This window comes from Streptomyces sp. NPDC091279 (genome assembly GCF_044757465.1).
Lineage (GTDB): Bacteria > Actinomycetota > Actinomycetes > Streptomycetales > Streptomycetaceae > Streptomyces.
On record NZ_JBIVVA010000003.1, the window covers coordinates 497703 to 517400 of the forward strand.

Consider the following 19698-nt stretch of genomic DNA (forward strand, 5'->3'; position numbering starts at 1 on the left):
GGGGTGGGCGGCCCCGGGGTACTACGGGTATGACGGGTATGACGGGTACTACGGGTATCGCGGGTACTACGGGGCGTACGGGGGGGGGTGCGGGCCCCGTGCTGACCTCGGTCTTCTCCGTCAGCCCTCGCGGGGCAGGACCGTCACGCGGTGGAAGTTGCAGAGCGCGGCGGCGACGGGTTCCACGGGGAGTACGGGGCCCGCCTGGTGGGCCTTGAGGGCGACGCTGACCAGGCTCAGCAACAGGTCGACGTCGGTGTCGCAGTCCAGGTGCACGGTGACCCAGCGGGAACCCGGCACCATGCGGATCGCCGTCGACTCGGCGATGTCGTGGTGCAGGCGGGCGATGGCCGGGTCGGTGAGATGCAGGTCCACATCGCGGTCGGAGTGGAAGTGGACGATCTCGTCCCGGGTCGAGCGCAGCGCCCGGCCCGTTCCGCAACCCGCCGGACACGGGCTGAGGTCGGGCCACGTCTCCAGCTGTTGCAGGGCTCTCTGGGCCGGTGTCATGTCTTCATGGTGGGGCGCTCATCGCGCGTCCACCAGGGGTTGCGGGATACGTAACCGTGCGGAGACCTGGTGGGACCTCGCCGCCGAATGTCCATTCCGGCACATTGCGCGACAATAGGGACATGAGAACCGTGAGCTATGTGTGGGCGGCCTCGTCGGGGATCGGGGCACTGAGCGTGGTCGCCGTCATCGCCGGTGGGCTGATCATCGTCGGGGCCCTGGTCTGGTCCGTGGTGTTCGGCATGCGGGTGCGGGACCGGGAGCTTCCTCGGCCTCGTCCCGAGGAGCAGCCGCATCTTCCCGAGGGTGGGGCGGTGCGTGAGATCCGTGAGATACGGGAGCCGGATGAGATGCCGGTGGGGACGGGTGGGCGGCGGTTGATGCCGCACGAGATTCATCATGCGGGGAGTCGGACGGGGGCGGATCAGGTGCGCAAGCGGTGGTTGCCGGGTGCGAGTGGGTCCTTCGGCGGGGGCGGGTTGGGCCACCGTTGACGAACGCTGCGAGCAACGCCGCCGACGCCTTTCCCGGCGCCCCTTAAGGGGGTCGACTTTCGGGTGCGGGCCCGGTGGGGGTGTTTTGCGCAGTTCCCCGCGCCCCTTAAGGGGCCGGCTGTCGGGTGCGGGTCCGGTGGGGGTGGATCGCGCCGTTCCCCGCGCCCCCTAAGAGGCCGGCTCTCGGGTGCGGGTCCGGTGGGGGTGATTCGCGCCGTTCCCCGCGCCCCTTACAAGGTCGGCTGTCGGGTGCAGGTCCGGTGGGGGTGGATCGCGCAGTTCCCCGCGCCCCTTAAGAGGCCGGCTGTCGGGTGCGGGTCCGGTGGGGGTGGATCGCGCCGTTCCCCGCGCCCCTTAAGAGGTCGGCTGTCGGGTGCGGGTCCGGTGGGGGTGATTCGCGCCGTTCCCCGCGCCCCTTAAAAGGTCGGGTGTCGGGTGTGGGTCCGGTGGGGGTGATTCGCGCCGTTCCCCGCGCCCCTTAAAAGGTCGGGTGTCGGGTGTGGGTCCGGTGGGGGTGGATCGCGCCGGTCCTCGCGACCCCTAAGAGGTCGGGTGTCGGGTGTGGGTCCGGTGGGGGTGGATCGCGCCGGTCCTCGCGTCCCTTAAGGGGGCGGGTGTGGGGTCTGTGGGGGCTTGTCGGGTAGGGGCTCGCGGGCCTTTGGGGTGGTTTTGGTGTCATCTGGTCAGGTGGTGGCGGTGGGTGCCCTTTTGGTTCCGGGTGGGCGTATGCCGGTAAGGGGCGCGGGGAACTGCGCGACCAGCCACGACGGCGCCGCACCCGAAAACGGACCCTTACGCCCCGACCCTCAAGGGGCGCGGGGAACTGCGCACAACACCCCCACCGGGCCCGCACCCGAAAACCGACCCCACCAGCCACGACGGCGCCGCAGCCGGAAGCGGACCCTTACGCCCCGACCCTCAAGGGGCGCGGGGAACTGCGCACGACACCCCCACCGGGCCCGCACCCGAAAGCCGACCCCATCAGCCATGACGGCGCCGCACCCGGAAACGGGCCCTTGTGCCCCGGGCCCCTTGAGGGGCTAGGTGGTCATCCAGAAGAAGACTGCTGTCATGCGCTTGGTTTGGAGGGTGGTGCCGGTGTAGGCCGTCGCGCTGTGGACGAGGTTGGCGTTGTAGAGGAGCAGGCGATTGTGCCGATGGGGAACGCGCACGTCCTCCTCGAAGGCGTCCGGCGCCACGAACCGGGTACCGAGCGCCTCGACGAGATTGTTGTGCGGCGCCTGCACAACGTTGCCCCCCAGCCGCCCGCCGGGCAGAGACTGCCGATAGAAGCTGGTGCCGCAGTCCTTGGGCACGGCCGGGTTGAGATACAGCACCGCCGCGTACCGGCACAGCGCACGCGAATCGGTGTGCGGCCGCGGCTCACTCTCCCCCGCGCCGACGACCTGCACGCAGTTGTGGTTGAGGGTGCCGCCGCCGGGCGCCTGCTGGACCCAGAGTTCCTTGGCCCCGGTGGCCTTCCTCACCAGGCTTTCCACGCGGGCGAGTTCACCGGCGTCGAGGCCGGGCATGGTCCGCAGCCCGGGCCAGGTCTCCGAGGTGTACGGGTATCCCCTGACCCAGTCGTCCTTGGCCAGACAGCGTTCCCGGACGGCGTCGGCGTCGGGCAGGACGTCGTCCAGGACCCAGTAGTCCCGCCCCTTGGTGGGCTTGCGGTAGGGCAGTACGGGCAGGGCCGCGCGCGCGGTGGACCGGGGGTGGGACGGGAGCTGTGGGGGCATGGCCCGAATCTAGGTCGGGGGTTCCTCACGACTCTCCCGTGAACGCGTCTGGACTCTCCCGGGAGTTGGTCAACAGTCGGCCAACGCGCCCGGCGCCGGACCCGGTTACGCCGAGCCCGGCCACGCGCCCGGGTTCATGACGTGGCTCACATTCTCGCCGGTTTTGCCAAAGAGACAGAGTCGTAGGGGCGTTCGGTGCGTACTTCCCTCTGTTCGACCCCCGCCGCTCCCTCGGCGGGACATCCGACCGGGCAGGAGGCACGGTGCGCTTTTCGCGGAATGCGATGGGGACTCTCTTCGTCGGTGGCGCCCTGACAATGACGCTCGCCGCTCTCGCCTACCCGTCGATGCTCGGCGTGAGCACCGTGAACACCTCCCCGGACCGGATCATCGCCACCACCCAGTGGGGGCCGCTGACCGAGTCGGACCGGGACTTCGTGGTCAAGGTGCGGGCGGCCGGGCTCTGGGAGTACCCGGTCGGCGAGATCGGCCTCAAGAAGGGAACCAGCAAAGGGGTGTTGACCGCCTCGCAGCACCTCATCGACGGGCACGCGGCGCTCGACACGACCTGCCGCAAGATCGCGCCGATGCTGAACATCACGCTGCCGAACGTGGCCAGCCCGCAGCAGCAGGGGTTCGTGAACACCCTGAACGCGGAGAGCGGCGAGCAGTTCGACAGCGACTTCGCCAACATCCTTCGGGTGACGCACGGTTCGATCTTCAACACCGTCGCGAAGGTCCGTTCCACCACCAAGAACAGCCTGGTGCGGGCGCTCGCCGATCAGGCCAACAACACGGTCCTCGACCACATTTCGGTGATGGAGAAGACCGGTCTGGTGAACTTCGACACCGCCCTGTTCACCCAGACGACCCCGCCGAAGCTGCCCTCCTCCGATCTGACCCCGCCGCCCCCGCCCGCCGGTCAGCCCGAGGTGGTCCTCACCCCGCCGCCGAACGCCACCTCGACCCCGGTGGACATCGACGGCGGAGCGGGCGTGACCCCCAACCCCTCGGCGGGGTAGGGCCGTTCAGCCGAGCCAGACGGTGGTGTCCGGGCCGACCCGGCCGTCGGTCAGCGGGGCGCTGCTCAACAGCACCTCGCCGGGCGGGAGTTGAACGTCGGTGTCGGAGAGGTTGGCGATGCAGCGCCAGCCGTCCGAGCGGGTGAAGTGCACGACCCCGTCCGGGGCGTCCGGCACCCAGGTCAGCGACTCGCCCTGGAGCAGCTTGCGGCGCAGCTTCAGGGCGGCCCGGTACAGCTCCAGGGTGGAGCCCTCGGCGCCGTCCTGCGCCGCGACCGCGTACCCGGCGAACCACGGCGGCTGCGGCAGCCAGGACCCGCCCGTGCCGAACCCGAACGACGGCCCCTCGGCCGTCCACGGCAACGGCACCCGGCAGCCGTCGCGGCCCTTGCGGGTGCGCCCGGTCTGCTCCCACACCGGGTCCTGGAGCGCCTCGGGCGGCAGGTCGGCGACCTCGGGCAGGCCGAGTTCCTCGCCCTGGTAGACGTACGACGAGCCGGGCAGCGCCAGCATCAGCAGGGCCGCCGCGCAGGCCCGGCGCAGGCCCGCCGCGCGGTCGACGGCGGGCTCGTGGCCGTTGCCGAGCAGCCAGGCGTTCTCGTCGGTGCCGGGCGGCAGGGACAGCCGGGAGGCGTGCCGGATCACGTCGTGGTTGGAGAGCACCCAGGTGGCGGACGCTCCGGCGATGCGGGCGGTCTCCAGGGACTCGGTGATGACCGCGCGCAGCTCGATCGCGTCCCAACCCGCCTGGAGATACTCGAAGTTGAAGGCCTGGCCGAGTTCGTCGGGGCGGGCGTACAGGGCGCGGCGGACGCCCGGCACCCAGGCCTCCGCGACGGCCATGCGGGGCGGTGTGTAGGCGTCGAAGATGGTCCGCCAGTCCCGGTAGATCGCGTGCACCTCGTCCCGGTCGAAGAACGGGTGGGTGCCCGGCGGGAGGGTCAACAGGGCTTTTTCGCTGCTGAGTTCGGGGGCGCCGAGGTCGCGCAGCGGGTCGGTGAGGTCCTTGGTGAGGGCGTGTGCGACATCCACCCGGAAGCCGTCCACGCCCCGGTCGGACCAGAAGCGCAGGGTGGTCCTGAAGTCGGCGCGGACCTCGTCGTCGTTCCAATTGAGGTCCGGCTGTTCGGGCGTGAACAGGTGCAAGTACCACTGTCCGTCGGGCACTTGGCGCCAGGCGCTGCCGCCGAACACCGACTGCCAGTCGGTGGGCGGGAATTGGCCGTCGGGGCCGCGGCCGTCGCGGAAGACGTACCGGTCACGGGCCCGGGAGCCGGGGGCGGCGGCGAGCGCCTCGCGGAACCAGGGGTGCCGGTGCGAGGTGTGGTTGGGCACCAGGTCGACGATGACCTTCAGCCCGAGCCGGTGTGCCTCGGCGGCCAGCGCGTCGAAGTCGTCGAGGGTGCCGAGGCGTGGGTCGACGTCCCGGTAGTCGGCGACGTCGTAGCCGCCGTCGGCGAGTTCGGAGGGGTAGAACGGGCTGAGCCACAGGGCGTCGACGCCGAGCGCGGCGAGGTGGCCGAGGCGTTCGGTGATGCCCCGCAGGTCGCCGAGCCCGTCGCCGTCGGCGTCGGCGAAGCTGCGCGGGTAGACCTGGTAGACGACGGCCTGCCGCCACCAGTCGGGGTCCTTGGACGAGAGGTCGGGCATCGGGTCGGTCACGTGCTCCCCTTGTCAGCGGCGGACACAACGGCGAGAAGAACCCGGAAGATCCAGCGATCCGCAACGATCAGGAGCGGACCGGAGAGCTGGAGACGGTCCGGAGAACCTAGAAAATCCTGCCCAAATCGTCCGTCACGGAACCCGGGACGGAGCGGATCGAACCCTTCCCCGTGTGACGGAATGGTGATGAACTCTTGAACTACCTGTGAGACAACACAAGTTGACACTGGCGTTCGAGAGATCCACGATGTGAACGCACTGTGGCGCATGTGACCAGATGAGCCCGGTGCTCCCGAGACCATTTCACCCCGCGGCCGGCCGTCGCGCGCTGGCCCGCGCCGCCCGCCGCCGGGGTTCCGCACACGCACCATGGGGAACGCATGTCGATAGCGAGTCGTGTCACCGCGCGCCGTCTGCTGGGAACGGGCGCCGCGTCGCTCGTCCTGTGCGCCGCCACCGTCGCCTCGGCCTCGGGCGCCTTCGCCCAGGACGGCGGCAACGGCGCCCCGGGCGGCGACGGCTGGAAGCACGGCGGCGGCTACCGTCCCGGCACCGGCGCGGGCACGGTCACGGAGACCGACCGCTGCCAGTTCTCCCTCGACGGCGCCACCTTCTCGGACTCCGTGAGCGTGGACGACCAGAAGCTGAAGCCCACCGAGGACGGCAAGGCGCACATCAAGGTGCGGGCCGCCGGTGACGCCACCACCTGCACCGCCTCGCTCGCCTCCTACCTGACCCAGGGCGCCACCTTCGCGACCTCGGGGGAGCAGGTCTTCGTCGACTTCGACACCGTGACGGTGAAGGCCGGCCAGACCAAGTCGCTCGACATCGCGGTGCCGGACGCGGGCTGCTTCGCGCAGATCGACCTGTACCGGGGCGCCGTGAAGTTCGACGGCAAGCTCGACGCGAAGGACGGTCTCACCCACGGTGACCTGCCCAAGGGCCCGGACGGCAAGGTCATCAAGGACAAGCTGATCGCGGCCTGGAACGGCGGCACCAAGGAGTGCGCCCCGGCCGAGGAGTCGGCGCCCCCGGCCACCCCGACGCCCACCCCCTCCACCCCGGAGTCGACGCAGCCCTCCGCCCCGGCCGAGGAGGACTCCACCCCGCCGGCCGACGAGAGCCCCACCCCGACCCCGAGCGCCTCCGAGGCGACCCCGACGCCGACCCCGACGTCGTCCCCGTCGCAGTCCTCGGACAGCCCCGCGCCCACCCCGAACGGCGGCGGTGGCGGCGGCCTGGCCGAGACCGGCGCCAGCTCCGGCACGGGTCTGCTCGCGGGCGGCGCGGCCCTGCTGGTGGCCGGTGGCGCGGCGTTCGTCGTGGCGTCGAAGCGGCGCCGGGGAGCCAGCGGCGCCTGACCTCAACTCCCCTGCACCGACGCGGTGTTGACCTGCCGCGTCCCTGAACCGAACGCCCCGGAGAACCCCCGCTCCGGGGCGTTCGCCATGCCCGGGCGCCGTCGCCGTCGAGCCCCCTTGCTAAACGGAACGACGTTCCGTATCGTCGTAACGGAACGTTGTCCCGTTTATTTGGGGTGCACCCGTTCCCCTAGGGGACGCCGTCGCACCCGGCGAGGAGAGAGCCATGCGGTACCGCACACTGGGCCGGACCGGGATCAGGGTCAGCCCCTACTGCCTGGGCGCGATGATGTTCGGCGCCTTCGGCAACACCGACCACGACGACTGCGTGAGGATCATCCACCGGGCCCTGGACGCGGGCGTCAACTTCGTCGACACCGCCGACGCCTACTCACGCGGCGAGTCCGAGGAGATCCTCGGCAAGGCCCTCAAGGGCGCCCGGCGCGACCACGTCGTCCTCGCCACCAAGGCCCACCTCCCGATGGGCGACGACCCCAACCAGCAGGGAAACTCCCGGCGTTGGCTCACCCGGGCGCTGGAGGACTCGCTGCGCCGGCTCGGCACCGACCACGTCGACCTCTTCCAGGTGCACCGCCCCGCACCCGACACCGACGTGGAGGAGACCCTCGGCGCCCTCACCGACCTGGTGCGCGCGGGCAAGGTGCGGGCCATCGGCTCCTCGACGTTCCCGGCCTCCGAGATCGTCGAGGCGCAGTGGGTCGCAGAACGCCGTGGCCTGCAACGATTCCGCACCGAGCAGCCGCCGTACTCGATCCTGGACCGCTCGATCGAGCGCGAGGTGCTGCCGGTCTGCGAGCGGTACGGGATGGGCACGCTGGTGTGGAGCCCGCTCGCGCAGGGCATGCTGACGGGCCGGTTCCGCAAGGGGCGGGCCACCGACAGCCGACGGGCCGCGTTCGGGCACCGGCACTTCGGCAACGAGGCCCGCCTGGACGCCGTCGAGCGGCTGATCCCGATCGCCGAGCAGGCCGGGCTCTCCCTCACCCACCTCGCCATGGCGTTCGCGGTCGCCCACCCCGGGGTCACCTCGGCGATCATCGGCCCGCGCACCATGGAGCAGCTGGACGACGTCCTCGCGGGCGCCGGGACGACCCTGTCCGACGAGATCCTCGACCGCATCGACGAGGTCGTCGCCCCCGGCACCGACGTCAGCCGCCTCGACATGGCCTACAACACCCCCGCGATCGAACAACGACGCCTGCGCCGCCGTTCCCCCGAGGACCGCCCGGCGGCCTGAGCCCGGTCTCTCACCGGCGCTCCCCCAACGGGCGCTCCCCCGACCGGCGCTCCCCTATCCGGCGACCGTGTCCAGGTAGAGCCGCACATAACGGTCGACGTCCACCTCCAACGCGACGTCCACCAGCGGCTGTTGGCGCGCTCCGTCGTGGATCTCGCCCTCGCCCGGCCGCCGTCGGCGGTCGACGACGGTCTGGCCGCGCCCCGGGCCCTGAGCGAGGTCGACCTCGACCGGCAGCAGCCGGGTGGTGATGCCCGCCGGGTCGACGACGGCGCAGACCGCGCCCGCGTCCCCGATGCCGCCGCCCGGGTCGTCGCCGTCCTCGCTCGGTGTGGCGGGGCGGTGCGAGAGCAGCCGGCCGGCGAGCACCGCGCCCGGTTCGTCGCTCGCGAGCAGCCGCCGCACCTCCGGCCCCGGCACGACGACCTGTTCGAACACATCGAGCCCGTACATCGTGAGGGGTACGCCGGCCGTGAGCAGCACGGCCGCCGCCTCCGGGTCGTGCCAGACGTTGAACTCGGCGACCGGTGTGGCGTTCCCGGTGGCGACCGCGCCGCCCATGAACACGATCCGCTCGATGTTGCGCGTCACCTCCGGGTGGGTGCGCAGCAGCAGCGCGATGTTGGTCAGCGGCGCCATCGGCACCAGGGTGACCGGGCGCGGCGAGGCGAGGATCTCGCGGTGCAGCAGGGTGACGGCGTCGACGTCGACGGGGCGCCGCGAGGGGGCGGGCAGACCGAGGTCGCCCAGGCCGTCGGCGCCGTGCACATGCTGGGCCGACCTGGCCGGTTCGATCAGCGGGCGGGCGGCGCCCCGGGCGACGGGGATGTCACCGGCGCCCGCGATCTCCAGCACGGTCAGGGTGTTGCGGACGACGCCGTCGACGTCCGTGTTCCCGGCGACGCAGGTGACGGCCCGCAGGTCGATCCCCGGGTGCCGGACGGCGAGCAGCAGGGCGAGGGCGTCGTCGACACCGGTGTCGCAGTCGATGATCACCGGAACGGGCAGACCGGTCGGCACGGCGGGACTCCTAGGGGGCGCGCAGGAAGGGGTGGATCGGTTTGCTGACCTTACGGGGTTCCCCTAGGGGCGGGGACGGGGGGCGTGACTGCGGCGGGGCGAGGCGGGGCCGGGGGCCGTGCGGTGGGTTTTCGGCGCCCGGATGCCCCCGAACGGGTCGGCTCGGTGGTGGAGCCGGGGGTGCGGTGGTCCTTTGGAAACGTGCCGGGTCGTGACGTCGACCTCGCACGCGCCGCCTGCGTCGTTGCCGTTGCCGTTGCTGTTGCCGTTGCCGTTGCCGTTGCCGTTGCTCATTGGTCGTCAGGAGACTCCGATGCCCCGCATCCCGGCCCGTGTCGTCCTCGCCTCCTTCGCGCTCGGCGCGGTGACCGTGACCGGCTGCGCGGCCGGGCACACCGCCGGGACGCCGAAGGCCTCCGCGCGTCCGTCGTCGTCCCCGCCGCACCGGCCGCCGCCGACCGCCGCGCCGGCCTCCGGCCCGCTCACCGACGCGCAGGCGCGCTCCGCGCTGGTCACCGAGAACGACCTCGGCGATCCGTGGGCGCCCACGCAGGGGGCGGCGACCTGGCGCGACGGCATGCTCAAGGCGACCGCCGACGCGCCGGACTGCCGGCGGTTGCTCGACGCGCTGTACACCGACGAACTGTTCGGGGCGAAGGCGCGGACGCGGGCGGTCGTGGGGCTCGACGACACCATGGACGAGGTCCAACTCCGTTACCAGGTGCTCGCGTTGGAGCGGTCCGAGGTGGACGGGACGTTGGCCTGGCTGAAGTCGTTGCCGTCGAAGTGCGGGCACTTCTCGGCGAAGGGGGAGGGGAAGGGGGCGGGGGAGGACTCCGTGCGGGCGGTCGATGTGGCCGCGGTGGCCCTGCCCGGGGTGGGGGACGCGCGGGAGGGGTTGCGGGTCACGGTGACCGGGCCTGCGGGTGAGGGCAACGCGCCGGTGCTCACGCTCGACCTCGCGGCGGTTCGCGTCGGCGACGACACGCTTGCCGCTACGGTCGGCAGCCTCGGTGATCTCGCTCCCGACGTGGCGAACGGCGTCGTCCAGCTGGGAACCCAACGCCTCCTGGACGTACGCAAACAGGGGAGGGCGGCGGTGTGAGGGGCGCAGGCCGCGGGCGCTGACGGTTGTTCGCCGGGTGCGGGTTCGGTGGAGGCCGTCTGCGCAGTTCCCCGCGCCCCTTAAAAACACGGGCCGTGGGCGAGTGCGGGTCCGGTGGGGGCTTGTCGCGCAGTTCCCCGCGCCCCTAAAGACACGGCCGTGAGCGGGTGCGGGTCCGGTGGGGGTGACCCGCGCAGTTCCCCGCGCCCCTAAAAACACGGCCGTGGGCGAGTGCAGGTCCGGTGGGGGTGACCCGCGCAGTTCCCCGCGCCCCTAAAAACACGGCCGTGAGCGGGTGCGGGTCCGGTGGGGGTGACCCGCGCAGTTCCCCGCGCCCCTTGGGGGTGTGCCGTCGCGTTGGCCGGGCAGGCATTCCGGGTGCTGTTCTGGCTGGGGTGACTGCGTGCCGAGAAGGGGCGCGGGGAACTGCGCGACCAGCCACAGCGGACCCGCACCCGAAATCAGACCCCTTAAGGGGCGCGGGGAACTGCGCGAACCACCCCCACCGGGCCCGCACCCGAGAACCGACCCCTTAAGGGGCGCGGGGAACTGCGCGAACCACCCCCACCGGACCCGCACCCGAAAACCGACCCCTTAAGGGGCGCGGGGAACTGCGCGGACCACCCCCACCGGGCCCGCATCCGAAATGGACCCCCGGCGTGCTGTCGTTACCGTTTCTCGTAGGGGTCTGTGGGCTGGCTCACCTGTTTTACCGAGGTGGCGTTGAGGAGGGGCGGCCAGGCTGAGTCCGTGCCGAGCTTGCCCTTGGGCCGCCACGTCCCCGTGACCGTGACCCACGCGTCGGCCGGCAAGGGGTCCGCCCCCTTGATCTCGACCTTGCTGGTCGTGGCGTCAGCCGCACAGCACGACACCAGCAACCGCGTCACGTACCAGACCTCACCGTCCCCGTGCGTGACGAACCCCGTCATCCGGACCGTACGCCCCGACAACGACCGCCCACTGTCATAGATCGCCCGCGAACTGAACTGCCCGACCCCGAGGTCGACCACCTTCCCCGCCGGCAACGCCGGGAACGCGCCGACCCCCTGGGCGGCCCGTTGCGCGGCCTCACGCCCGGCGCTGTAGGAGCCGAGGGCGGGCGGCGGGAAGAGCAGCAACGCCAGCGCGGGCAACGCCAACAGCCAGGCCAGCCGGGGCCCACCGTGCGCGTGATGCCCGTGACCGGCGTCGGCGTCGTTGTCGGCGTCGTTGTCGGCCTCGTCGTGTCGACGTTCCGACCGTGCCCGTACCGTCGTTGCGACCGCCGCCGTCGCCCCCAACCCCACCAGCAGCGCCCCCGACACCACCAGGTACGGCCGCAACGCCTCCTGCACGTACCGCAGGTACAACGCGCTGAACAGCGAGATCCGCAGAATCGCCGCGCCGACCAGCGTCAGCAGAATCGCCGGCCCGTACCGCCTCACCACAACCACCACCCCACCAGAACGCTGCTGACGACCGCCACCAGCCAGGTCACGGACGTGAACCGGACCGCGAAGGACCGGCCGAAGGTGCCCGCCTGGAGGGCGATGAGTTTCAGGTCGACCATCGGACCGACGACCATGAACGCCAGCCGCGCGGTGGACGAGAAGCCGCTGAGGGACGCGGCGACGAACGCGTCGGCCTCGCTGCACACGCACAGCACCACCGCGAGAACGGCGAGGAGCAGCACCGACAGCCAGGCCGAGCCGGTGAAGACGTCCAGGACGGAGCGCGGCACGACGAGGTTGAACGTCGCCGCGGCCGCCGCGCCCAGCACCAGGAACCCGCCCGCGTGCAGGAAGTCGTGCTGGAGCCCGGCGACGAAGGCGCGGACGCCGGTCGCGGTCGGGTGGGCGCTGTGGCGCGGCGGGCGCAGCCACTCCTCACGCCCGAACCGCGCCCACAGCCACCCCATGACGACGGCCGTGGCCAACGACGCGACCAGTCGCCCGAGGACCATCGCCGGCTGGCCGGGGAACGCGATCGACGTCGCGACCAGCACCACCGGGTTGATCGCGGGCGCGGAGAGCAGGAAGGCGAGGGCGGCGGACGGGGCGACCCCGCGCCGCATCAGGCTCCCGGCGACCGGCACGGACGCGCACTCGCAGCCCGGCAGAACGATCCCGGCGGCGCCCGCGACGGGCACGGCGAGCACCGGGTTGCGCGGCAGCAGCCGGCTGAAGACCTTCGCGGGCACGAACGCGCCGATCGCCGCCGACACGACCGTGCCGAGCAGCAGGAACGGCACGCCCTGGACGGCGATCGCGGTGAACACCGTCCACCAGGCGGCGACCGGCGGGGTGTAGAGGTCGAGCGCGAGCGTCGGGCCGAGCACCGTGACGACCGTCGCGATGGCGAGGAGGCTGGCGCCGCCGACGGCCGCGTAGAAGAGCGCGCGCACACCGAGGCGGAGCCCGTTGACCAGGGTCGGTCGGTCTTCCACGTACGTGTTCCCGGGAGATCGGAGGTTCGTTCGGAGACGTCACATCGCTCGGCGTCGGTCGCGGGAACCGTAGCCACGGTGGCTGTGTGCCGCTCGGGGTTCTCCCGGGAACCACCTGTGGGTCGGGGGGGGTGGGCGTGCGGGGGGCTACGGGTATTACAGGGGTGGCCGGGCCATGGCCGGGCCCAGGGTGGTGGTGCCGGGGGCGGTGCGGTGGCCGAGGCCGGTGCGGTACGCGTCGAGCGCCGCCTCGATCCGGCCGGTGCGGCGCAGCAGGTCGCCCAGCATCCGGCACAGGTCGGCGAGGTCGCCCGCCGCGCCCGCCCGTTCCAGCAGACTGAGGGCGCGGACGTAGTGTTCCTCGGCCGCGTCGGTGTCCTGGGCGTCCTCGGCGATGATGCCGAGCAGCCGGTGCGCGGCGGCGGAGTGCAGGGCGCCGCGCTCGGGGCTGAGGTCGCTGAGGACGTTGTGCAGCAGTTCGGCGGCCTCCTCGGACTTGCCGCGCCGATGCAGCACGTCGGCGAGTTCGACGGCGGCCTGGCTGGAGTAGAGGGCGGCGCGACCGGCGGCGAGCATGGTGAGGGCCTGCCTCAACTCCTCCTCGGCACGCTCCAGTTCGCCGTTCTGGGCACAGACGTAGCCGCGCATCCAGTGGCAGTTGGCGAGTTCGGTGCGCAGATGGAGGGTGCGGTACAGCTCGGCGGCCTTGGCGAGGGACGCGTCGGCCTCGGCGACCCGGCCCTCGGCGAGCAGGGTGCGGGCGACCGACCGGTGCGTGCGCGCGACCAGGGCGGGGTCGCCCGCCTGCGGAACGAGGGTGAGCGCGGACTCGGCGGCCTGGGCGGCCCGCGCGTGCGCCCCCATGTCCATGTACGGCCCGATGATGCTCGCGTGGAGCAGCAGCAGCGCATCGGGGTCGTGCGGTCCTCCCCGGTTCAGCTCGTCGAGGGCGGTCTCCAACAGGTGGACGGCGTAACGGAGTTCACCGGCGAGATAGTGGGAGACGGCCCGGCCGCGCAGGGCGGGGACGCGGGCGGCGGGCGGGGCGTCGGCGAGGGTGCGCTCGGCACGTTCGAAGTACTGGCGGGCGGCGGCGAGTTCACCGGCGTCGAGAGCACACTCACCCAGCCCGAGCAGGGCACCGGCCTCGGCGTCGTCGAGACCGTCCCGCAACGCCTCGGCCAACAGCCCGGTGTACTGCTCGGCGGCGTGCGCGGTCTCCCCGAGCGCAAGCACCCGCCGCGCCTCGGCCAACCGCGCGGTGAGGTGGTGGGCAGGGGCGGGGTGCCCCGTAGGGGCCGGGTGACCCGTAGGGGCCGGGTGACCCGTAGGGGCCGGGTGACCCGTAGGGGCCGGGTCGCCCGTCAACTCCTCGTAGGTGACGCCGAGTCGTTCGGCGATGTGGCGCAGCGCCTCGTCGGAGGCGTGGAGCTGGCCGGCCTCCAGGGAGGTGAGGTACGCGGGCGTACAGACGGGCTCCGCCACCTGGTCTCGCGTCAGCCCTCGTTCGGTCCGCAACTGCTGGACCCGACGTCCGACGGCACCCGGGTCATCGCGCTCCGGCATCCTCCAACTCCCCTTGTCCCTCTTGCTGTTGCCCCCGGCTGGCCCTAGGTTAAACGGCGTCTTAAGCGCGTTCGACACAACCTGTCGAGGGGTTTCCGTGCTCCGACACATCGCCGAGCGTTACGCCCGAGCCCTCTGCGCGGCCGTCGTCGCCGTCGCCACCCTGATCCTCGCCTCGCACGCGGTCCCGGCGGCCGGCGCCACGAACGAGGAACAGGCCTGCGGCACCGCACAGCACAGCCACCGGCCGACGAGATGAGCGACTCCCGCTCCCCCACCCTCCTAGCCCTCGGGGGCTACGGGAAACCCCTGAATCCTCTGGGGGTACGGGAAGTCCCCTAGGGGCAGGCTCGGGGTCTCCCCCGGCGTCCCGGCCCGGCCTCCCCGGTGGCAGAAATCACGCCATACCCCGCCCCGAACCCCCGTACCGTAGAAAAATGTCCCCGCTCGGCAAGATCAGCCACACGTACGGACCCCGGTTCGCGGAGTTCGCGTTCGAGCCTGCCTTCGTGGCGGCCGTCGATCAGCATGTGGCCGAGTTGCGGGACCGGCTCGCCGCGAACCACCCCGGGCTCATCCCCCGGCCCCCGCACCGGGAGGACCTCGTCGACTACGCGCTCGGGTTCCTGGACGCGCTGGACGAGACGGACTGGCGCGAGCCCGTCGGGCACGACTACGCGGTCTGCCGACTCACCGCCATCACCTGGCTGGTCACCCGGCACGACCTGCTCGACCGACCCTGACCCTGACCCCGCACTCCTCCCCTCCCCTCCCCTCCCCTCCCCCTCACCAAGACCGGCCGCCGTGCCCCTCCCCAGGGCATCGGCGGCCGACCGGTGAGCGGTGACGTCACATGGGGTCGCCGGGTCCCCGGCGCGTGCTGCCGCCCAGGTCGTCGCCCGGGCCGCCCATGCCGCCGCCCATGCCGCCGTCGTTGCCCATGTCCCGGCCCCGGCCGCCCAGGTCCGTGCGTTCGCGGGCCGGCTGGTGGGTGAGGGCGTCCGCGCGGCCCGCCTGGTACGCGGAGACGCTGCCCTTCGCGCGGGCCGTCTCCTGCTCGGCGGTGGTGAGCCACCGTTCCCAGCGCTGCCGCATCGGCGTGATCATGCCGCCGCCGACGCCGACGATGAGGATGCCCGCACCGGCCGCGAGCGCCGCGTACAGCACCGGCTGGGTCACCGTGGTCGCGATGCCGGCCTGGCCGAGCGCGGCGATGACGCCGAGGGCGAGGATGCAGGCCCACATGATGGTGCCGATGGTGCGGCCGTAGGAGACGGACGACAGCGCGCCGGTCACCAGGGAGCGGACCGCGTTGGCGATGGCCATGGCGATCACGACGAGGACGACCGCGACGATGCCGCGCGGCAGCCAGGCGACGATGCCGTTGATCATCGTGCTGACCGGGTTGGCGCCGAAGACGCCGAGCGCGAGTTGCAGGGTGATCAGCATCAGCGCGTAGTAGATGATCCGGCAGACGATGCCCGTCATGTCGTACGTGGAGTCGCGCAACAGCCGTGCCGTGCCCGCCCGTTCGGAGAGCCGCTCCGATCCCACCTTGCGCAGGACCCGGTCCAGGACCCGGGCGATCAACTTGGAGACGAACCAGCCGATCGCCAGCACGACGAGGAAGCCGATGAGCTTCGGGACGAACTGGGCGACCTTCGACCAGGCGTCGTTGAGGCCTGACGTGAAGTTTATGGAGAGGGTGGTGGCCATGGCGGCCCCTTCTTCCGTGGTGGTCGTCCCCCTCCCTAGTGGATAGCAGCCCCTAGGGGCAGGGACCCCGGTGAAGACCCCCATGTGGGTGACCCACCCCTACGACCACCGACGGAGACGACCGGCAGAAACGACCGACGGAATCGACCGGCAGAAACGACCCACGGCAACGGCCGCGTCGGCTAGCCCTGCGTCTGCAACTGGCTGAGCTGGCGGCGCACGTGGTCGAGGGCGCCCTCGCGGCGGCCGGGGACCCGGTAGCGCAGGTCGGCGAGGTGGGCGCCGAGTTCGCGGGCGTCGGCCGGTTCGTGGAGCTGGCCCCACTGGTGGTGGGCCCGGTCGACGGCGGCCTCGACGGCCGGGGCGTCCGCGGGCTGGCCCGCCGCGAGGCGCGCGGCGGCGATCGAGAGCCAGGTGCGGCAGCTGCGCGCCGGGTCGCCCGCGAGCATCGCGAGGTCGGCGCGGACCTCGCTCCAGTGCAGGGCCGGGTCCGAACCGGGCCCGTGCGCGCGCACGGCGGCCTGCTCGTGGTGGGCCGCGAGGGCCTCGGCGTCGGCGTGCCGGCCGGCCTGGACGGCGGCGGAGATGGCCGCGTGCGGGTCGTCCTGGGCGGGCCCGTGCGCGGCCAGCACCAGACCCGGCGCCTCGTCCGCGATCCGCAGCAGCGCCTGCTGGTGCAGTTCCTCCAACGGCGGGCGCCGCCCGCTGCGCAGGATCGTCGCGACGGCCTTCATGTACGTCGGCGAGGCCACCGCCCGCCGTCCTGGCGGCGGCGCGACCCGGCCGTAGACGGCGTTGCCCCGCCCCACGTCCAGCGGGTTGGCGCGCAGCCACTGCCAGGTCTCGGCGTCGGCGTGCAGGTCGAGGACGAGGCTGGTGGCGCCGGGCGGGCGCAACCGCAGCTCCTCGCGCAGCCAGTGCCAGGGCAGGGCCGTGTAACGGACCGTCGCGGGCGTGGTGCGGGCCAGCGCGAGATGCGGGAGCCGCTGCTTGCGGTCGAGTTGGAGCTGCCCGGTGACGAACACGGTGAGCGGCCCCGACGCCGCCGCCGCGGCCCGCAGCCGGGTCAGCACGGCCTGCGGTTCCAGGGGGTCGGCCAGCTCGACGACGTTGGCGGTGTCGGCGCCGGACAGCACGGCGGGTTCGACCGCGGCGAGCACGGGGAGCACGGAGGCCGCGTCCACCAGGCAGCCCCGGCCGACCGGCGACGCGGCGAGCAGCAGCACGGTCGCGGGCATGTTCCCTCCCCATCCCTCGTCGGTCACGTACCGCAGCACCGTAACCGCTGCGGTCGCAAAGGTGGGTCTCAGGTCTGCAAACGTCCCTCCGGAAGGTTCGGTTCACGGTCCGGCCCCAGGAGCGGTTCAACGACTCCTGCGCACCGCGAGAACGGTGGTGTCGTCGGCGAGTCTGCCCCGGCAGTGCCGCAGCGTCCGGTCCCGTACGTAGGCCACCAGACGGGGCGGTTCGCAGGCGCCCGGGTCGGCGGCGACGGCCCCGGCGACGTCCACGACCAGCGGATAGAACGCCCCGTCGGCGTCCCGCGCCTCCGTCACCCCGTCCGTGGTCAGCAGCAGGGTCTCGCCGGGCCCCAGGGTCACCCGGCGCACGGTCGGCGCGTGGTCGCGGGCGGGTTCGAGTTCGCCGAGGCCGAGCGGGAGGCCGTCGCCCGGCGGCAGCGGCCGTACCCCGCCGGGTCCGACGGCCAGCGGCGGATCGTGCCCGAACACCAGGACGTCGACGAAGTCCGCCTCGCCCGCCGGGAAGTCGAGCAGAACGGCGGTGGCGAACCGGTCGGCGTCGTCGCGGCCGAGGGCGGCGCAGTGGCCGCGGTGGCGCAGCATCCGCAGTTCCAGGCGGGCGGCGACGGTCGCGAGGTCCTTCTCGTGGTAACCGGCCTCGCGGAACGTGCCGAGCAGGGCGGCGGCCGCCTCGACCGCGCCGAGCCCCTTGCCCTGGACGTCGCCGAGCAGGACGCGGGTGCCGTGCGGACCCGGCTGGATGTCGTAGAAGTCGCCGCCGACCCGGGCCTCGCTGTCGGCGGCGAGGTAGACGGCCGCGTGGTCGAGGCCGCCGAGGGTGGCGGGCAGCGGGCGCAGGACGGTACGCCGGGTGGTCTCGGCGACGACCCTCATGTGCAGCATGCGGCGCTCGCCGCGCACCCGGAGCGCGCAGAAGAGGGTGGCGAGGGTGCCGCCGAGGGCGACGAGGACGAAATCCGGCCAGCCCGCCCGGTACTGGCCCGGCCAGGCGTTGTCGACGAGGAAGTAGGTGCCCAGCGCGAGGAAGGCGAGGACGGCCGTGCCGGGCACCCCGCAGATGGCGGCGGCGATGCCGGGCACCAGGACGATCCAGGAGATGATCCGGAACTCGTCTGCGGTGTTCCAGTCGACCAGTGCGATCAGCAGGAGCAGCAGGACCGGCGGCAGCCAGGCGAGGCTGCGGCCACGCACGCTGAACGGCCGGTGCCGGTTCAGTTCGTCCGCCTCACCGTCGGCCCGGGGGCGCGGGCCGAACGCCGGGAGCCGGGTGAGCAGACGCCGGGCATGGCTGCCGTGCCCGGCGGGAACCGGCGGCCGTTCGCCGTCGGCGCCCGCAGCCCCGCTGCCGGTGCCCGTCCTACCCACGGCCCCAGTATGCGACCCCCACCAACCGCACAAAAACCCTCACCCCCAGTCCCCACCAACACACATACAGCCGCCACAACACCCCCAGAAACCCGAAAACCGACCCCCCAAGGGGCGCGAGGAACGGCGCGACCAGCCACAACGAACCCGCACCCGAAATCCAACCCCTCAAGGGGCGCGAGGAACGGCGCGACCAGCCACAACGAACCCGCACCCAAAATCCAACCCCTCAAGGGGCGCGAGGAACGGCGCGACCAGCCACAACGAACCCGCACCCGAAATCCAACCCCTCAAGGGGCGCGGGGAACTGCGCGACAAGCCCCCACCGCCCCGCACCCAAAACTCAAGCCCCACCACCCCCAGGGGCGCGGGGAACGGCGCATCCGGCCCCGCCCCGGAGAGGCCCCCCAGCCCCCGGCGGCAGCCACCCGCACCCCGACTTGCCCAACCCCCTCCCCAGGTGTGCCCTGGAAACGGGGACAAGGAGCGAGAGGAGTGCTCTGATGGCTCACGCGGCACCCACACCCGGCGGACGCCCCAGCTTCACAAGCCGCCTCGGAACCAGAACCGGAACCGGAACCGGAACCAGAACCGGAATCGGCGTCAACGGCCTGCCCGACATCTTCAGCGGCCGAGTCCACCGAGCAGCCAGATACGGCCTCCCCATCATCCTCGGACTCGTCTACGGCTACTGGGCGGCAGCCAACCGCCGCGACGGCGGCCCGATCACCGGCTGGAACCTGCTCTTCGGCTTCGTGACGGTGATCGCCTTCATCGCACTGTGCCTGGCGGTCGCGACGTTCGCCCCCCGCCTCGACCGCGAACTGCACTCGCTGGTGAAATCGGCGTTCGCGGGCGCGGCCATCGGGTTCCTCTACAGCCAGACCGGCGAGTCGGTGCTGCGCTGCGCGGGCCTCGGCGTCGCGGTGGGCGCGGGCGTCTTCCTCGTCTTCTTCTACCGCTACTACACGCACGAGGACGCCGCCGGCAACCGCATCCGCTGACCGCACCCCGTGCCCCGCACCGCGCACCCCGCACGCGGCCAAAGGGTCGGGGCCCCGCGCCCCCCCCCCCCGGGCCCCCCCCCCCCCCGCCGAAACAACACGGAACCGCCCCCTTCGGGTGGTTGGGGGGGGCGCGGGGGGGCCCCCCGGCCGTTGGCCCCACCGGGCCCGGGGGCCGGCCGCACC

The 19698-nt window shown here is 72.6% G+C and carries 18 protein-coding genes; 8 read left to right on the plus strand and 10 right to left on the minus strand.

The features are described from left to right. Positions 1 to 120 precede the first annotated feature (120 nt). Positions 121 to 510, minus strand: coding sequence for a luciferase family protein (locus ACIQOU_RS09150; protein ID WP_401535422.1), 390 nt, complete (start codon positions 508 to 510; stop codon positions 121 to 123). Between the two features lie 122 nt (positions 511 to 632). Here ACIQOU_RS09150 and ACIQOU_RS09155 point away from each other — a divergent pair, with 122 nt between their 5' ends. Beyond that, positions 633 to 1004: a DUF6479 family protein gene (locus ACIQOU_RS09155; protein WP_401535423.1), complete on the plus strand. Its 372-nt coding sequence runs from the start codon at positions 633 to 635 to the stop codon at positions 1002 to 1004. Between the two features lie 1040 nt (positions 1005 to 2044). On the opposite strand, the gene ACIQOU_RS09160 is transcribed toward ACIQOU_RS09155, so the two are convergent. Beyond that, positions 2045 to 2746 carry a DUF6445 family protein gene (locus tag ACIQOU_RS09160; protein ID WP_401535424.1) on the minus strand — a complete coding sequence of 234 codons (702 nt, stop codon included), beginning with the start codon at positions 2744 to 2746 and terminating at the stop codon, positions 2045 to 2047. A gap of 284 nt (positions 2747 to 3030) precedes the next feature. Here ACIQOU_RS09160 and ACIQOU_RS09165 point away from each other — a divergent pair, with 284 nt between their 5' ends. Next, the gene (locus ACIQOU_RS09165; RefSeq protein WP_401535425.1) at positions 3031 to 3768 is read left to right on the plus strand and encodes a DUF4142 domain-containing protein; all 738 of its coding nucleotides are present in this window, start codon (positions 3031 to 3033) and stop codon (positions 3766 to 3768) included. A 6-nt stretch (positions 3769 to 3774) separates the two neighbouring features. Here the strand turns inward: ACIQOU_RS09165 and ACIQOU_RS09170 are convergent, their stop codons facing one another. Then, positions 3775 to 5418 (minus strand): glycoside hydrolase family 13 protein, encoded by a 1644-nt coding sequence (locus ACIQOU_RS09170; protein ID WP_401535816.1) that lies wholly within the window; start codon positions 5416 to 5418, stop codon positions 3775 to 3777. Between the two features lie 392 nt (positions 5419 to 5810). Here ACIQOU_RS09170 and ACIQOU_RS09175 point away from each other — a divergent pair, with 392 nt between their 5' ends. Further along, the gene (locus ACIQOU_RS09175) at positions 5811 to 6791 is read left to right on the plus strand and encodes an LAETG motif-containing sortase-dependent surface protein (RefSeq protein WP_401535426.1); all 981 of its coding nucleotides are present in this window, start codon (positions 5811 to 5813) and stop codon (positions 6789 to 6791) included. A gap of 226 nt (positions 6792 to 7017) precedes the next feature. Then, a complete protein-coding gene (locus ACIQOU_RS09180) occupies positions 7018 to 8049 on the plus strand; it encodes an aldo/keto reductase (protein ID WP_401535427.1) in 1032 nt (343 codons plus the stop codon). Between the two features lie 54 nt (positions 8050 to 8103). Here the strand turns inward: ACIQOU_RS09180 and ACIQOU_RS09185 are convergent, their stop codons facing one another. Next, the gene (locus ACIQOU_RS09185) at positions 8104 to 9069 is read right to left on the minus strand and encodes a nucleoside hydrolase (RefSeq protein ID WP_401535429.1); all 966 of its coding nucleotides are present in this window, start codon (positions 9067 to 9069) and stop codon (positions 8104 to 8106) included. A 211-nt stretch (positions 9070 to 9280) separates the two neighbouring features. Here ACIQOU_RS09185 and ACIQOU_RS09190 point away from each other — a divergent pair, with 211 nt between their 5' ends. Continuing rightward, positions 9281 to 10174, plus strand: coding sequence for a hypothetical protein (locus tag ACIQOU_RS09190; RefSeq protein WP_401535430.1), 894 nt, complete (start codon positions 9281 to 9283; stop codon positions 10172 to 10174). A gap of 668 nt (positions 10175 to 10842) precedes the next feature. Here ACIQOU_RS09190 and ACIQOU_RS09195 read toward each other — a convergent pair. The 3 genes from ACIQOU_RS09195 to ACIQOU_RS09205 form a co-directional block, all read right to left on the minus strand. Beyond that, a complete protein-coding gene (locus ACIQOU_RS09195) occupies positions 10843 to 11598 on the minus strand; it encodes a TIGR03943 family putative permease subunit (protein WP_401535431.1) in 756 nt (251 codons plus the stop codon). After that, on the minus strand, positions 11595 to 12599 hold the full coding sequence (locus ACIQOU_RS09200) for a permease (RefSeq protein ID WP_401535433.1): 1005 nt from the start codon (positions 12597 to 12599) through the stop codon (positions 11595 to 11597). Before ACIQOU_RS09200 ends, ACIQOU_RS09195 begins: the two co-directional genes overlap by 4 nt. A 156-nt stretch (positions 12600 to 12755) precedes the next feature. Then, complete coding sequence (locus ACIQOU_RS09205; RefSeq protein ID WP_401535434.1) at positions 12756 to 14165, minus strand: tetratricopeptide repeat protein; 1410 nt, start codon at positions 14163 to 14165, stop codon at positions 12756 to 12758. A gap of 97 nt (positions 14166 to 14262) precedes the next feature. On the opposite strand from ACIQOU_RS09205, the gene ACIQOU_RS09210 reads away from it, so the two are divergent. Continuing rightward, positions 14263 to 14424: a hypothetical protein gene (locus ACIQOU_RS09210; protein ID WP_401535435.1), complete on the plus strand. Its 162-nt coding sequence runs from the start codon at positions 14263 to 14265 to the stop codon at positions 14422 to 14424. A gap of 178 nt (positions 14425 to 14602) precedes the next feature. Continuing rightward, positions 14603 to 14908 (plus strand): DUF6401 family natural product biosynthesis protein, encoded by a 306-nt coding sequence (locus tag ACIQOU_RS09215; protein WP_401535438.1) that lies wholly within the window; start codon positions 14603 to 14605, stop codon positions 14906 to 14908. Positions 14909 to 15014: 106 nt separating this feature from the next. On the opposite strand, the gene ACIQOU_RS09220 is transcribed toward ACIQOU_RS09215, so the two are convergent. The 3 genes from ACIQOU_RS09220 to ACIQOU_RS09230 form a co-directional block, all read right to left on the minus strand. Further along, positions 15015 to 15881: a hypothetical protein gene (locus tag ACIQOU_RS09220; RefSeq protein WP_401535440.1), complete on the minus strand. Its 867-nt coding sequence runs from the start codon at positions 15879 to 15881 to the stop codon at positions 15015 to 15017. A gap of 182 nt (positions 15882 to 16063) precedes the next feature. Then, complete coding sequence (locus ACIQOU_RS09225; RefSeq protein WP_401535441.1) at positions 16064 to 17119, minus strand: hypothetical protein; 1056 nt, start codon at positions 17117 to 17119, stop codon at positions 16064 to 16066. Between the two features lie 126 nt (positions 17120 to 17245). After that, positions 17246 to 18418, minus strand: coding sequence for a PP2C family protein-serine/threonine phosphatase (locus ACIQOU_RS09230; RefSeq protein WP_401535818.1), 1173 nt, complete (start codon positions 18416 to 18418; stop codon positions 17246 to 17248). A gap of 593 nt (positions 18419 to 19011) precedes the next feature. On the opposite strand from ACIQOU_RS09230, the gene ACIQOU_RS09235 reads away from it, so the two are divergent. Beyond that, positions 19012 to 19512 (plus strand): hypothetical protein, encoded by a 501-nt coding sequence (locus ACIQOU_RS09235; protein WP_401535443.1) that lies wholly within the window; start codon positions 19012 to 19014, stop codon positions 19510 to 19512. The last annotated feature ends 186 nt before the right edge of the window (positions 19513 to 19698 follow it).